Annotated in this window: 11 protein-coding genes; 4 read left to right on the forward strand and 7 right to left on the reverse strand. The window is 69.9% G+C overall.

Features of this window, described 5'->3' with window-relative positions; genetic code table 11:
* Window positions 1-12 precede the first annotated feature (12 nt).
* The gene (mtrB, locus tag HRL51_RS02085) at window positions 13-1,941 is read left to right on the forward strand and encodes an MtrAB system histidine kinase MtrB (protein ID WP_244960214.1); all 1,929 of its coding nucleotides are present in this window, start codon (window positions 13-15) and stop codon (window positions 1,939-1,941) included.
* Window positions 1,942-2,051: 110 nt separating this feature from the next.
* On the opposite strand, the gene hpf is transcribed toward mtrB, so the two are convergent.
* Complete coding sequence (hpf, locus tag HRL51_RS02090; protein WP_172119738.1) at window positions 2,052-2,696, reverse strand: ribosome hibernation-promoting factor, HPF/YfiA family; 645 nt, start codon at window positions 2,694-2,696, stop codon at window positions 2,052-2,054.
* Between the two features lie 280 nt (window positions 2,697-2,976).
* On the reverse strand, window positions 2,977-3,804 hold the full coding sequence (locus tag HRL51_RS02095) for a ComF family protein (protein ID WP_244960215.1): 828 nt from the start codon (window positions 3,802-3,804) through the stop codon (window positions 2,977-2,979).
* A gap of 258 nt (window positions 3,805-4,062) precedes the next feature.
* Here HRL51_RS02095 and secA point away from each other — a divergent pair, with 258 nt between their 5' ends.
* Window positions 4,063-6,810, forward strand: a complete 2,748-nt coding sequence (gene secA, locus HRL51_RS02100; protein ID WP_172192271.1) for a preprotein translocase subunit SecA — start codon at window positions 4,063-4,065, stop codon at window positions 6,808-6,810.
* A gap of 31 nt (window positions 6,811-6,841) precedes the next feature.
* Here secA and HRL51_RS11665 read toward each other — a convergent pair whose 3' ends face one another.
* Window positions 6,842-7,462, reverse strand: a complete 621-nt coding sequence (locus HRL51_RS11665) for an Rv3235 family protein (protein WP_244960216.1) — start codon at window positions 7,460-7,462, stop codon at window positions 6,842-6,844.
* 27 nt (window positions 7,463-7,489) lie between these two features.
* Window positions 7,490-8,560 (reverse strand): LysM peptidoglycan-binding domain-containing protein, encoded by a 1,071-nt coding sequence (locus HRL51_RS02110; RefSeq protein WP_172192273.1) that lies wholly within the window; start codon window positions 8,558-8,560, stop codon window positions 7,490-7,492.
* 370 nt (window positions 8,561-8,930) lie between these two features.
* Here HRL51_RS02110 and HRL51_RS02115 point away from each other — a divergent pair, with 370 nt between their 5' ends.
* Window positions 8,931-9,221, forward strand: coding sequence for a hypothetical protein (locus tag HRL51_RS02115; RefSeq protein ID WP_172192275.1), 291 nt, complete (start codon window positions 8,931-8,933; stop codon window positions 9,219-9,221).
* Between the two features lie 13 nt (window positions 9,222-9,234).
* Here HRL51_RS02115 and HRL51_RS02120 read toward each other — a convergent pair whose 3' ends face one another.
* Entirely contained in the window at window positions 9,235-9,456 is a 222-nt protein-coding gene (locus tag HRL51_RS02120; RefSeq protein ID WP_172119734.1) for a helix-turn-helix domain-containing protein, read from the reverse strand.
* 260 nt (window positions 9,457-9,716) lie between these two features.
* On the opposite strand from HRL51_RS02120, the gene HRL51_RS02125 reads away from it, so the two are divergent.
* Window positions 9,717-10,184 (forward strand): DUF6912 family protein, encoded by a 468-nt coding sequence (locus tag HRL51_RS02125; protein ID WP_172119733.1) that lies wholly within the window; start codon window positions 9,717-9,719, stop codon window positions 10,182-10,184.
* Here HRL51_RS02125 and HRL51_RS02130 read toward each other — a convergent pair.
* Complete coding sequence (locus tag HRL51_RS02130) at window positions 10,181-13,366, reverse strand: AAA family ATPase (RefSeq protein ID WP_172192277.1); 3,186 nt, start codon at window positions 13,364-13,366, stop codon at window positions 10,181-10,183. The two genes, HRL51_RS02125 and HRL51_RS02130, sit on opposite strands and share 4 nt — an antisense overlap.
* Window positions 13,366-14,688: an exonuclease SbcCD subunit D gene (locus HRL51_RS02135; protein WP_172192279.1), complete on the reverse strand. Its 1,323-nt coding sequence runs from the start codon at window positions 14,686-14,688 to the stop codon at window positions 13,366-13,368. Before HRL51_RS02135 ends, HRL51_RS02130 begins: the two co-directional genes overlap by 1 nt.
* Window positions 14,689-14,717: the final 29 nt, after the last annotated feature.

A 14,717-nucleotide genomic window follows, 5' to 3' on the forward strand; every position in this document is an offset into this window, starting at 1 on the left:
GCTGCGTCCGCTGTGAGCCCAGCAACGCCGTCGCAGTCCGCTGGCCGCCGGCACCTGCCTGACTGGTGCAACCCGGTGCGGGTGGTGCGACGCAGCCTGCCGGCCAGGATGGCCCTGTCCGCCCTGACCGGCGGCATCGTCCTCATCATCCTGCTCGTCCTCGTGGTCTCGGCCATGATCCGTGACGACGTCTACGCCGAGAGGCGAGGGTTCCTGCTGCTTGACGCGCGCATGCGTACCACGAGCGTCCAGACCGAGCTGGACCTCCTGGACGGCGCGACTCCCGAGGACCTGACGGCTGCGGCCCAGCAGATCGTCGACCGTCTCGGGCAGGGGCCGGGCAACGTGAGAAGGATGGGGGTCGCGCTGGTACGCAACCGTGACGCCGCCGGTGAGGCCTCGATCGGTGGCCTGGCCTCGGACGAGCGCCTGCTGTCCCTCATCAGCCAGGACCTGTCTGCCGAGCTGGTCGGTGCGGCGGACGGCGCACAGGCCTGGAGGCAGGTCGCCCTGCCTGACCCGGGCGGAACGGTCCCCGGCGTCGTCATCGGCTCCCGGGTGACACTGCCTCAGGCCGGCGCCTACGACCTCTACCTCTTCTACAGCCTGTCCCCGGAGCAGCGTCTGGTCAGCCTGACCACACGTAGCATCGTGCTGGCTGCCACCGCCTTCCTGCTCATGCTCGTCATGGCTGTGTGGGTCCTGGCCTGGCGCGTGCTGCTGCCGATCCGCCGGACCTCGGAGGCGGCCAGACGCCTGACTGACGGCCACCTCGACGAGCGGGTCAAGGTCAGCGGCGAGGACGAGATCGCCTCCCTGGGGCGCGCCTTCAACGAGATGGCTGACTCCCTGGAGCACCAGATCGACAGCTGGGAGCGCCTGTCCGCTGTGCAGCGTCTGTTCGTCACCGACGTCTCACACGAGCTGCGCACGCCGCTGACCTCGATCGGCCTGGCGGCGGAGCAGCTGGAGGAGGCACGTGACGAGATCACCTCTCCCCTGGCCCGACGCAGCCTGGACGTCCTGGTCTCGGAGACCTCGCGACTGCGCCGGCTCTTTGACGACCTGCTGACGATCTCCCGGGTGGACTCCGGCAAGGTCCAGCTCTCCGCCGTCGAGCAGGACCTGGGGCTCCTGGTCTCCTCCGTGGTCCAGGACACTGCCACCCACATCGACCGCATGGGGGCGCAGGTCCGCCTCGACCGCCCTGTCCAGCCGGTGATTGCGCAGATGGACACGGTGCGGGTGGAGAGAATCGTGCGCAACCTGCTGCTCAACGCCCTTGAGCACGCCGAGGGCACACGGATCGACCTCACGGTGGCTGGCGACGAGGTCGCGGTGGCGGTACGGGTGCGCGACCACGGGGTCGGGATGACCCCGGAGGTGGCACGCAAGGTCTTTGACCGCTTCTACCGTGCCGACATCTCACGCAAGCGCACGCTGGGAGGCTCCGGGCTGGGCCTGTCGATCGCCAGTGAGGACGCCTCTCTGCACGGCGGGTCGCTGGAGGCCTGGGGGTGGCCGGGTGAGGGGGCGTCCTTCCTCCTGACACTGCCACGACGACTGGGCGAGGAGGGGACTCCCGGGGACCTGCGGGGGCACCGGCCGCTGCCGGTGGTGCCCGACGACGTCCCGGAGGTTGCACGCTACGTCCCCACCAGCGGGACCCTAGGCGCCCCCGGGCCGGCCGTTCTGCCAGCCGCACCGGTGACACGGCGCTCCAGTGAGCTGGCGGTCGAGGTCCCGGCGCCCGGCAGACAGGACGCTGCCAGTGCGGCAGGGACCAGTGAGGCCGCGGGGGAGGCGGCTCTGCCGCCGAGCGTGCGTCGCCTGCACCGGATGCGTCAGGGCGCTCGCGGTACAGGGGCCGGTAGCGGTGTCACGGTCCACGGCCCGGATGAGCCGCCCTCCGGACGGACCCCGGCTGAGGCTGAGGACTGAGGCTGAGAGCCGAGCCGGCGACGCGCGAGCGGGAGAGGCACGGACGGGGGCGGCGCCGGTGATGACCGACGCCGCCCCCGTCCTCGGTGAGAGACAGCCGTGGGGCGTGCTTACAGCACCTGGGCGTCCAGACGGATCACGCCGTAGGTCCACCCGTGACGGTGGTAGACGGCGCAGGGCTGCTTGGTCGACTTCTCAATGAAGAGGTAGAAGGGGTGTCCCACCAGCTCCATCTGGTACAGGGCCTCATCGACCGTCATGGGCGTGGCGTCGTGCAGCTTCTGGCGCACGATGACAGGGGAGTCGCCCAACTGGGACTCCACCGCGACGCCCTTCTCGGTAGGCGCCTTCGGTGAGTCCTCGATGGGGGCGTCATCGGTCTCGTGCAGGTGGCTGAGGTCCTCGGCCGCAGGAGGCTGCACGCCCTCGGGGAGGTCCACGGGGTAACGACGGTGGTCCTTCTTGCGGTCGCGTGCCCGGCGCAGGCGCTCGGTCAGCTTCCCCATGGCGATGTCGAAGGCGGCGAAGCGGTCGGAGGAGGAGGCCTCGGCCCGGATGATCGGGCCCTTGGAGATCACGGTGATCTCGGCGCGCTCGGCGGTGTCAGCCTGGCGTGGGTTGCGCTCGTGGGTCACCTCGACCTCGACGCGCTGGACTCGGGGGTCGAACTGCTCGACCTTGGTGGCCTTCTCCTCGACGTAGTCGCGCAGTCGAGAGGAGATCTCAGCGTTACGGCCGACGACGGTGATGTCCATGGTGGAACCTCTTTCTGGGTCCTGATGATCCTTCAGACGGATCGAGCGGGGGCCACCCGCCGCACCTCGCGACGGGCTCTGGAAGGAACGTGACCACCTCCTGCGTGCCGTCCGCCCGCGGCTGGGCGGGACGGGGACTCAGTCGTTGAGACCCCGCGCCTTGTGTGCGTTGTGCCACACAGCTTACACCATCTGAACGCCTCATGCTTGCTTCGCCGCCCCCTGATCGCCGTGCGCTGACACGCTTGCGTCAGGCTCGGAGCGGCAGGCCCGATGACGCTCATCGGCCAGGGACGACGGTGACCTGAGCGCGGGGCGAGGGAGCGGCTGCCAGGACCAGGGCGCCCACGCACCAGGCGCCCGCGGACTCCAGCGCCCGTGCGCACGAGCCGAGGGTCGAGCCGGTGGTGACCACGTCGTCGACCAGGAGCACCGGCAGCCCGGCTACCGGTGCGAGCACGCGCGGGGGCCGGGCGCGGTTGGAGCGCCGACGGCGTGCGGAGCGTCCGCTCTGGTGCGCGGCGCCGATCTGGGGAGCGCGTCGCAGGAGGTCGGTGGACAGGACCGTGAGGTCTGCGTGCTCGGGCCAGGCCCGAGCGAGACCGCGGGCGACGGCGTCGGCGAGGTCAGCGGCCACCAGCCGGCCGCGTAGCCGGCGCGTGGGACCCGAGGGGGCCGGGACCACGAGGAGCCGGCTGCAGCGGGCTATCTGGCCTGCGGTCGTGGCCTCCAGCGTGCGGGGCCACAGCTGGCCGGCTCGCTCACCAGCCTCCCGCATGGTCTGAGTGAGGTCCTCCCGCCCGCCGTTCTTCCATCCCAGCACCAGGGCGCGTACGGGTCCGGTGTAGCTGGTCAGGGCGTGTACGGGGAGGTCCCCTGCGCCGTCGGCCTGAGGGACCGGAGCCAGCGGACCGGCCAGGAGCGAGCGGCACTGGAGGCACAGCCGTGTCTCCCAGGTCCCGCAGCCGGCGCAGCGCGCGGGCAGGAGGACGCTCGCAGCCTCCTGCAGAAGGCTGGTGGTCGTGGACGCGAGGGGGCGCAGCCGCGCCGGCAGGAGCCCCGGCAACGGGGCCGGGCGAGACGGGGACGGAGGCGGGTTGGAGCACACAGGCTGATCGTGCCGGTGCCTGGAGACGGTTGTCCCCAGCCTGGTGCGGGGGCTGTCCCGGAACGTGCATGTGGACAGTGGCACGTTCCTGTGAGGTATCGGGGCGGCACGGGTAGCGCTCAGTCCACTACGATGAATGACGCCCGCACTGGTCGTGGCTCGTGCCACCCGCAGCGGGACCGTCTGGACGTGCTCGCTGGACGCGGCATGAGCCTCGTCCTGTAGCACGCTCCGCCGTCACCACAGGGAGAAGCCAGTATGTCGCTTGTCGACCGGATCCTTCGCATCGGAGAGGGGCGCACCCTCAAGAGGCTCGACGCCATCGCGCACCAGGTCGAGTCGCTCGCAGACGCCTACCGCGAGCTCACCGATGACGACCTCAAGGAGGCCACCGACGAGCTCAGGAAGCGTTATGCCGACGGCGAGAGCCTGGACGCGCTGCTGCCGGAGGCCTTTGCCACGGTGTGCGAGGCGGCTGACCGAGTTCTGGGCATGCGGCCCTATCACGTTCAGATTATGGGCGGCGCGGCCCTGCACCTGGGCAACATCGCCGAGATGAAGACCGGTGAGGGCAAGACCCTGGTCGCCACCATGCCCTCCTACCTGCGGGCGCTGACGGGCAAGGGCGTGCACGTCGTGACCGTGAACGACTACCTGGCGGAGTACCAGTCCGACCTCATGGGGCGTATCCACCGCTTCCTGGGCCTGACCACCGGGTGCATCCTGGCCGGGCAGACCCCGGCCGAGCGTCGCCAGCAGTACGCCATGGACATCACCTACGGCACGAACAACGAGTTCGGCTTTGACTACCTGCGTGACAACATGGCCCAGCGCCCGGAGGACCTGGTCCAGCGCGGGCACGCCTTCGTCATCGTCGACGAGGTCGACTCCATCCTCATCGACGAGGCCCGTACCCCGCTGATCATCTCCGGTCCCGCGACCGGCGACGTCAACAAGTGGTACCAGGAGTTCGCCAAGGTGGCCGAGCGCCTGACCGCCGGCAAGGACTACGAGGTCGACGAGAAGAAGCGTACCGTCGGGGTGCTTGCGCCAGGGATCGACCGGGTCGAGGACTACCTGGGGATCGACAACCTCTACGAGTCTGAGAACACCCCGCTCATCGGATTCCTGAACAACGCCATCAAGGCCAAGGAGCTCTTCCACCTGGACAAGGACTACATCGTCCGCGACGGCGAGGTCCTCATCGTCGACGAGCACACCGGTCGTGTCCTGCCCGGGCGTCGTTACAACGAGGGCATGCACCAGGCCATCGAGGCCAAGGAGCGGGTGGAGATCAAGGCTGAGAACCAGACCCTGGCCACGATCACCCTCCAGAACTACTTCCGGCTCTACCCTGAGGGCTCGCGCTCGGGCATGACTGGTACCGCTGAGACCGAGGCGGCCGAGTTCGCCGGCACCTACAAGATCGGCGTGGTTCCTATCCCCACGAACAAGCCGATGATCCGTGCCGACCAGCCTGACCTGGTCTACAAGTCCGTGCGCTCCAAGCTGCAGGCCGTGGTGGACGACATCGAGGAGCGTCACGGTGCCGGCCAGCCCGTCCTGGTGGGTACCACGAGCGTGGAGAAGTCTGAGCAGCTGTCCCAGATGCTGACCCGGCGCGGCATCCCGCACGAGGTCCTCAACGCCAAGCAGCACGCGCGTGAGGCGGCTGTGGTCGCGATGGCGGGACGCAAGGGCGCGGTGACGGTTGCCACCAACATGGCTGGCCGTGGTACCGACATCATGCTCGGTGGCAACGCCGAGCACATCGCGGTCACGGCGCTCAAGGAGTCAGGGCTGGACCCGGAGGAGGACTCCGAGGCCTATGAGAAGGCCTGGCCGGCAGCGCTGGAGGCCGCCCGCGAGGCCTGCAAGGCTGAGCACGACGAGGTCGTGGCGCTGGGAGGCCTGTACGTGCTGGGCACCGAGCGCCACGAGTCGCGCCGTATCGACAACCAGCTGCGCGGTCGTTCCGGACGTCAGGGAGACCCGGGTGAGTCCCGCTTCTACCTGTCCATGGAGGACGACCTGATGCGTATGTTCGCCTCCGGCCTGGCGCAGCGCATCATGGGCTCGGACGCCTACCCCGACGACGTGCCGCTGGAGTCGAAGATGGTCTCCAAGACCATTGCCTCGGCGCAGCGGCAGGTCGAGTCACGCAACTACGAGATCCGTAAGAACGTCCTCAAGTACGACGACGTCATGACGGAGCAGCGCGAGAAGGTCTACTCCGAGCGTCGCCGTGTGCTCGACGGCGAGGACCTGGAGCCGCAGATGGAGGCCTTCCGCGCACGTACCGTGGAGACGGTGGTGGCCTCGCGTACCAGTGAGGGCCGCCCTGACCAGTGGGACCTGGACGGCCTGTGGGACGACCTCGGCCGCCTCTATCCGGTGGGACTGAGCAGGAGCGAGATCCTCGACGAGGTCGGTGGGCTTGACGGGCTCACTGCCGAGCGTCTGAGCTCTGAGCTCGCTGAGGACGCGGCAGTGGCCTACGAGGACGCTGAGCGGCGACTGGACGGCAACCCCGTGGCGCTGGCCCAGCTCGGGCCGGAGCCGATGCGTACGCTGGAGCGGCGGGTGCTCCTGGCCGTGGTGGACAAGCGCTGGCGTGAGCACCTGTATGAGATGGACTATCTCAAGGAGGGCATTGGCCTGCGCGCCATGGCCCAGAGGGACCCGTTGGTTGAGTACGCCAACGAGGGCGCCCACATGTTCAAGGCCATGATGGAGGGCATCCGCGAGGAGACGGTGGAGCAGGTCTTCGCCAACGCCGCTCGCTTCGACGCTGCCGCCAAGCGGGCGCAGGAGGAGGCTCAGACTGGCTCAGGCGCGGGTACCGTCATGGGTGACACCGGCCGCCAGGAGATGAACCAGCGTGTGAGCTACTCGGCACCCGGCGAGGACGGCACTGCCGGGGAGCGCGGCGGGCAGGCGGCCGGCTCGGAGGAGACGACTGGCATGAACCGTGCTGACCGACGGGCTGCCAAGCGACGTCGCTGAGCGGACAGCTGACGGGCGCGGCCGCCAGGCCTCAGCCGATCTCGATGACGGCGAGGACCCAGCGGCCGCGGTGCATCTCCAGGCGCGCCGCTGCTGCTCGTAGGCGCGGACCGACGTCGAGCAGCACCATGGCCTCGCAGGCCCCCGAAGGAGTGAGCTGGACGCTGGCTCGGCGCGGGCGAGGGCGGGGAGAGGTGGTCTCTCCGAGGACCCTGCGAGCCAGTCCTGCTCGACGTGCGAGCGCGTCAAAGAGCTCGGGTGTGGTCCAGCCTGACATGTGGTCTACCGGCCTCAGGCCCGCCAGGACCTCGGCTGCGGCCGTGACCAGCGCCTGAGCCATCCGTGTGGCGGTCGCCGGGGAGGTAGCGGAAGCGGGGCTGGTGCCGGGTACCCGGGGCTGGTGCGCCCTGGACTCGCGGATCGCCTCCGCCGTCACCTCCGCCTCTTCTACCCGTGGAACGAAGCGCAGCCGGTCCCACCTGCCTGGCCCCCGGCCGAGCTGCCCGGCTTCCTGCAGAGGGTGGCTGGGGGCGTGCGTGAGCTCGGCTGGTGCGTTGTGCAGCAGGTCCGCCAGCACGAGCGCGTCGGCCGCTGTGGGCAGGCGCCTGACGGCGGAGAGACGGGGCTGTGCTGGTGCGGTGAGGGTGGTCATGGCGTCATCCCTGGGCCAGGCCGGAGCTCAGCGGGTCAGGCCCTCGGGGACCGTCAGCACGGTGCCCGGACGAATGAGCGAGGGGTCCGGGCCAATGACCTGGACGTTCAGCTCGTAGAGGGCAGGCCAGGAGGTGAGTACCTCGGCGTCGCTGACGTCGGTCCTGCTCCCGGTCTCCAGGAGCTCCCTGGTGATCGTCCACAGGCTGTCGCCGGGCCTGACCGTGACCGTCGAGGTCGTCGGCCGTGAGGGCAGGGCTACCGGACGCTGCGGCTGCGTGGACGAGCTGCGGGGCAGCGGGCGGTGGGACCCGGTGGCGCGCGTAGCCGCTGGACCGCGCTGTGCCGTGCCGTTCGTGGACGTGCTCGCACTGGTGGCTCCAACGGGGTCGGGAGTGGTAGAGGCGTGGTCCTGGGCTGGTGACGTCTGGGGCAGGTGCTCAGACGGACGGGCCTGGGCGGGCCTGAGTGGCACCTGCTCCGCAGCCTCTGCGGGGACAGCGCTCCCGTCTGCAGCGCCGGGTACGGACGTGACGGCCGTGGGCGGGGTGCTGGGGGACTGGGCTTGAGGTGTGGCCGGCGGAGGTGCCTCGTCAGAGGTGTCAGGTGAGGGACCCGCCGTGCCCTCGGCTCTGGTCTCCTGAGCCGGCGCTGCGGTGTCGGTCGGGGTGGGGTCGATGCTGGTGGCACCTGTACTGACGGGCGACCAGCCAAGGTCGTCGGCCGGTACGGCGCCCTGGGCGGCGGCAGGTGAGGAGGTGGCGATGCCAAGGAGCAGCGAGCCTGCGACCGTGCGGCGTACGACAGGTGCTCCGCGTCGAGCCACGAGGTGGAGAAGGGCCTGTCCTAGACGGCTGGAGGCGACGTCGGCGTCCCGGGTGGCTACCAGCGCCAGGAGGCCTGACGCGATGTGCCACGCACCGCTGAGGGTCAGAGCCGCGCAGGCGAGCACCCCCAGCCAGGCCAGGCTGATCGGTGCCCATGGTTCCTGGGGGACGAGGAGAAGCGTGTGGGCCCCTCCGATCGTCACCGTGGCCAGGACGATGGTGAGGAGGAAGGAGAGAGCTGTCGCAGCGAGAAGGCGCCGTTGCAGTGACATGAGAACCCCGATGTTCTGTTGATGATGTTTGAGGGGGTTTGATCATCTGCGATTGTGTGTGGCGTGTCAAGAGAGAGACAGTGTGGTCCCGCGCCTGGACGGCGGTGACGTGAGGGGCGGCGGCTATGGAGTCGTCGGAGTACCTCGCAGAGCTGGAGAGCGTCTTCGCTGCCGAGCGTCGTGCACCGCCCGCAGGGCAGGATGCGGACCTGGCGGAGGCGGAGGAGGCGACGACGTCACGTCGTCCAGCGGCCCGAGGGCCGTACGCGGCCAGCGGGTGCGAGTACTCACCCGGTCTGGAGGCTCGGTCGAGGTCCTCGTGCGAAAGGTGAGGCGAGAGGCTCTTCCGGCCCAGGGGGAGGGTGGAGGGGTGGTCGTTGTCCTGCTGGACGCGGTCGCCGTCGTCTCGGCCGTGACGGGGGCGGTGAGGTCTCCTGGGGCCCCTGGCCTGACGCCTGGTGCGGTCCTGCGTGACCTGAGACGGCGCCGGGTGCGCCTCGCGCTCCATCTGCCCTCAGGCGTCGTGGCCGGGCGGGTGGCGGCCATGGGAACGGACTACCTGGACCTCATGATCGAGGCCGGCGGGCGCCTCCTCGTTGGCGGTCGTGGAAAGAGGACCATGATCGCGCTGGCCGCCGTCGAGATGGTCCGCGAGGTCTGAGTCCTGGTGCGGCTCAGGACTTCTGTGAGGCCTTCTCGGCTGCTACCAGCCTGCGGGTGGAGGCCAGCTGGCGCTCGACGTACTCGTCGAAGGCGTCCTCCGGAACCCGCCACAGCCGGCGAGCCCCGACCTGGATCGCCGGCAGGTCTCCCGAGAGGATGAGGGCGCGCACGCCCTGGGCGGAGAGCTGGAGCCGCTCAGCGACGTCGGCGATGGTCAGGAAAGATGCGTTCATAACACGATGATGACCCCGTTGGTCATCAAAACCGGTGACCGACACCCGTGTCGGCGCCAATGGAGTCCAAAAAGCATCGCAAGGGATCACAAGCACACAAGGAGGCTCTCGTGAGCCCCACCTCATGGCGTGCTTCCTGTCCCGTCCCGGCTGCTGACACGGACGTCGCCCCGGCGGGAGCACCTGCTGGGGAGGTTCACCAGCCGGGTCAGCCTGTGGCGGACCCTTCGTCACAGCCTGCGTCAGGGCACACTGGTGCCATGCGTATCTACCTTCCGGCTACTGCTGCCGACCTGTCCGCTGACGAGATCAGCCCCCGTACGGCCCACGCGGCGACTGCCGCGCTCGCAGCCGCTCTGCCGGACGAGGACGAGGAGGGGCTTGAGGTCTCAGCGAGCCTGTGCGCTGCTGACTCCTCGCTGGTCCGTCTTGCAGAGCCTGAGGCGGTGGGTGCCGCAGATCGTCGTGTGGTGGTAGCGGCTGATGTCGAGGCTGCTCAGGTACGTGAGCTGGCGGTGGAAGGAGACGTCCTGCCCGGCACGGTTGAGGTGGTTGCCGTCGTGAGCTGGGACGAGGTAGCGGCGCTCCTGGTCGACGACGTCGAGGCCGAGGCAGACGTCCGCCTCGCCCGTACCGGTGACGAGGAGGCCTTCGAGCGTGCGGCGGACGCTGACCTGCTCTGGTTCGACGTCTCCGAGCGTGAGCACCTTGCTGCCCAGCTTGGCTAGGAGGCCACGACGGTGAGCCTGGACCCCTCGGGGGTCGAGGTCACCTTGACCTGGTCAGGAATCTGACGACGCAGCTCCTCCACGTGGCTGACGATACCGACCGTCCGCCCACCCTGTTGAAGCCGTCCCAGCTCGGCCAGGACGTCCTGGAGGGTCTGGGGGTCCAAGGAGCCGAAGCCTTCGTCGACGAACAGGGTCTCCATGAGGACGCCTCCGGACTCGGTCGCCACGACGTCAGCCAGCGCCAGGGCCAGGGCCAGAGAGACGTAGAAGGTCTCACCCCCGGACAACGTCCTAGGGTCACGGGTGCGATCGCCTCCGAGACGGTCCAGGACCCCCATGCCCAGCCCCCGCTTGCGGGCGCTGTGCTTCTCGTCGTCCACCTGGATGAGCTCGTAGCGTCCTGCAGACATAGCCTCCAGCCGGTGGTTGGCGAAGTCGAGCACCTCCTTGAAGCGTTCAGTAAGGACCCAGGTAGCCAGAGGCGTGGACTCACGGTTCTCACCAGCTGCCAGGGCAGCGACGTGCAGGAGCGGGGCGTTGTCCCCGATGACGGTGACGAGGTCGGTCACAGCCTGCGACAGACGACCTGCCTGCGCCTGGAGCGCATCGGCCTCAGCCTGGGCCTGAGCCCGCTGTGAGACAGCGAGCCGCCACTGGTCCTCAGCTCGGTCCAGCACGAGGCCAGCGGCCTGGAGACCAGGCTCTTCCGCCCCGGTCAGGGCAGCGATCTCGGGGCGGGACAGTCCGGCGCGCACGCGGGCTGCCTCAGCGTCGCGGGAGCGCACGAGGCTCGACATCTCCTGTACCTCGGCCTCGGAGCGTCGCGCGCCGGACAGGGCGTCGCGGGAGGCGAAGCCTGCCTGGTCCATCTGCTCCGCCAGGTCCTGCTGGGAGAGGCGAGCGGCAGACACCAGGGCGAGCAGCCCACGCAACCGCGTGAGGCTGTCCTCGTCCTGCTCGGCCTGCTGGCTGAGCCCGCTACGACGCTGGGCCACGCTGGCACAGTCACCGCGGGCGGCTGCGACCTGCGCCCGGTCGTGGGCCAGGGCCTGCTCCTGGGAGACGAGAGTGGCAGCCAGGGCCGCGGCGGCTTCCTGGTGCTCGCCCAGACGCTGTCTCAGCTCGGACTCGCGTGCGGACAAGGTGTCCAGCTCCTGCTGGAGACCGGGACGTTCCTGCGCCTCGTCAGCCGCCTGGCTCAGGCGGCTGCGGCTCTCCTCGAGCTCGTCCGCAGCATGCTCCGGGGACCGGCCCTCCGCGGAGGCGAGGGCCTGGGCCAGCTCGGCCTCCACTGCTGCCAGGTGAGTGCTGGCAGCCTCCAGCCGCGTGCGGGCCAGGCCTGCTACCTGGTCGGCTGTCTCGAGGTCCTCACGGGAGACCGGATCGGCCAGGGCGGAGGCTGGGTGCGGGTGCTGGCAGGACCCGCACACCGGGCACGGAGAACCCGGCCGGAGCTCACCGACGAGGGTGGCTGAGGTGGCGTTGATCCATGCGGTGCGCAGGGCGTGAGCGTGGTCTTCCGCCTCGCTGGCCTGGGTACGAGCCCGCTCGACCGCGTCGCGCGCCTGCTCACGCTGTGCGCGGACCGACTGTGCCTTGGCAGCGGCCTGAGCGCGACGCTGAGCGGCTTCGTGAGCGGAACGTAGGTCCGACACGCGTTCCTGCGCACGGTGAGCGGCCTCCAGGCGCTGACGCAGGGTGGTGGCACGCCCTGGCAGCGCGTTCAGCTCCTTGCGGGCGGCATCTGCCTGCTCGGCAATTCGCGCCTCCTCCTGGCGCCTGGAGTCAGCCAGGCCGACGCGGGCTGGGATGCCGGCTTCCAGGGACTCGGCCTCAGCCAGGGCCGCTGCCTGCTCACGGCACTGGCGCGAGCGCGTCTCCAGCTCCTTCAGCGCAGCGGTCGTGGCAGGAAGACCTGGCATCTGGCCAGGCTGCGGGGCGCCTGAGACCTCGTTCCAGCTGCTCAGCCTCGTTAGATCCTGCTTGATCTCGGTCAGCGCCGGCTCCAGCGGCGTCTGGGGCCACCCTGCTTCCTCCCAGGATCCGCGCTCGTGCTCCAGCGCCTGGGTCGCCTCCTCCAGGTCCTTGAGCGCTCGGTCAGCCATACCTGCGACCGAGCCCGCGCGCCGCGCCAGGTCCAGAGCCTGCGCGGTCAGACGGGCTTGGTCGGCCTCGTCGTCGAGCTGCTTCTGAGCCTCCAGGAGGGTGCGGCGCTGGGCCAGGAGACCTGCCAGGGCCTGGGCCTGGTCGAGGTCCTCGCGTGCCTTGTCGCGTTCCTGCTGCGCGGCCTGGACGGCAGCATGAGCTGCCTGGAGCCGGTCCGCCCTCTCCTGGGTCGCGGTCGCGATCACCGTCGCCACGGTCTGAGGATCGGGAGCCGTTGCCTCGGCAGCATGGAGCAGCAGGTCTCGGGGCGTGGGCAGCAGAGCCTCCGGCTCCGCCACGTCAGGCGGGTCGGGAGGGGCCTGGCCTCCTGCCTGCGTGCCCGAGGGAGTCTCGCCAAAGGCTGCCTGCGCGAAGGCCTGTGCCGCAGCCTGCAGGTGTCGACGTGCTTCCTCAGTCGCGTTGCGGGCCGCCAGGGCGCGACGTCGCAGCTCCTCCTGGAGCTCGTCGTAGACCCTGGTACCGAAGACGTCCCGGAGGAGCTGGTGGCGCTCGTCCGAGGAGGCCCGCAGGAAGGTGGCGAACTTGCCCTGCGGGAGGACGATGGTCTGCGTGAACTGCTCACGGCTCAGCCCGATGGCACGAGTGAGCTCTGGGCCGGCCTCGTCCGGGCGCAGGGCGGCGCCCTCGCTCGGGCGGCCTTCAGGGTCCGAGAGCCTCCAGACCTTCAACGAGGCCTTCTGCGTCGTGGTCCCGCTGCCGCGTCGCTTGAGCCGCTCGTAAGCCGGGGTGCGCCTGACCCGGTAGGTGCCGGCAGAGGTGGAGAAGACCAGCTCGACGACTGTCTCGGTGCCGGGACCGGCCAGGCGTGAGCGGATGCGGTCCTTGGAGGAGTCCTTGTCTCCCGCTACGTCCCCGTACAGGGCGAAGACGATGGCGTCGATGATCGTCGTCTTGCCGGCGCCGGTCGGCCCGGTCAGCAGGAACCTCCCTGAGGAGGTGAAGCGGTCGAAGTCGATGACCTCAGTGCCTGGATAAGGACCCACGGCGGTCATGGTCAGGTGGTGCAGACGCATCAGGCACTCCTCCTGGCAGCGAGAACGGCCTCGTAGGCCTGAGCGAGAACCGCCTGCTCCTTCGCGGAGGGCTCGGCCTCGCCCTCGACCTGGAGGAACTGACGAGCCACCTCCAGCGGGTCTGCCGCACGGGTCACGCTGAGGCTGCGTCGTGGTTCCTCATCGCGTACCTCGCGGGTGACTACCAGGACCTCCCCGAAGCGTGTGCGAAGACGAGCCGGTGCCCCCAGGGGTAACGGGCCTCGAACCACCGCCCGCACCCAGGCGCCTACCGCGTAGTCAAACTCAGGACCCTCCAGCTCTTCCATGGTGCCGGTCACCGTCTCGATACGGTGAGGCACCGGCGTCGGCACGCGATCGATCTTGGTGACGCCGGTGGTGTCGATCTCCACCAGGGCCGACGACTTGGGCCATGGAGCCTCGGAGAAGGAGAACGGCAACGGGCTGCCGGAGTAGACCAGCCGGGGACGCCGTCCTGTCGCTGAGCCGGCCGGGGCGTGCTGCGGCAGCCGGATCTCCTGGGGCCGGTGCAGGTGCCCGAGCGCGACGTAGTCAAGGCCGCCGCTGCACCGGGCGCGAGGAGACCCGCCCAGGGTCTCGAAGACCTCGGACGCCACGGAGTCCACCCCGCCGACGCGGATGTCCCGCTCGGAGTCCTCGCAGGCCTGGCCACCGACGACGAAGGCGTGAGCCATGACGAGTGCCGGTACGCGCGTGCTGCCTGCCTGGCGGCGTCGGCACAGGTCCTGTGCGACCAGGCGCAGTGCTCCGCCGACGACGGCCTCGTGGCTGCGGGCCAGTCGGCCGGGCCCCGCCGGTTGCCCGGGGGACTCCGGCTCCCCAGCCGCAGCGCTGTCAGGAGCGAGGACCTCACCCGTCCGCTCGCTCAGGAGCGGTGGCAGGACCCCTCTGGTGGCGTCAGGGTCCAGGTAGGGCAAGGCGTAGACGAGTAACCCGGCGCCGCCGTCCGGGTCAGGGACGATCACCGGCTGGTCGACCTCTGCGACCTGGGCCCGTACGGCCAGGGACGGACGGAAGAGCGCGGAGCCGAAGCCGAGACGCTGCGCCGAGTCGTGGTTACCTGGAGTGAGCACCACCTGGGTGCGGTCTGTCAGGCGGCGCAGGGTGTCGTTCAGCAGACGGACGGAGTCGGTCGGTGGGATCGCCCGGTCGTAGACGTCCCCGGAGATGACGACGGCGTCCACGCCCTCAGCCTCGACGAGATCGACGAGGTGGTCGGCAAAGGCGGCGTGGGCGTCATCAAGGACGCGTCCGTGGAAGGTGCGTCCGAGGTGCCAGTCCGAGGTGTGCAGGATCCGCATGGAGGCACCTTCTCACAGGGGCGTGACAC

The organism is Actinomyces faecalis, assembly GCF_013184985.2.
GTDB classification, from domain to species: domain Bacteria; phylum Actinomycetota; class Actinomycetes; order Actinomycetales; family Actinomycetaceae; genus Actinomyces; species Actinomyces faecalis.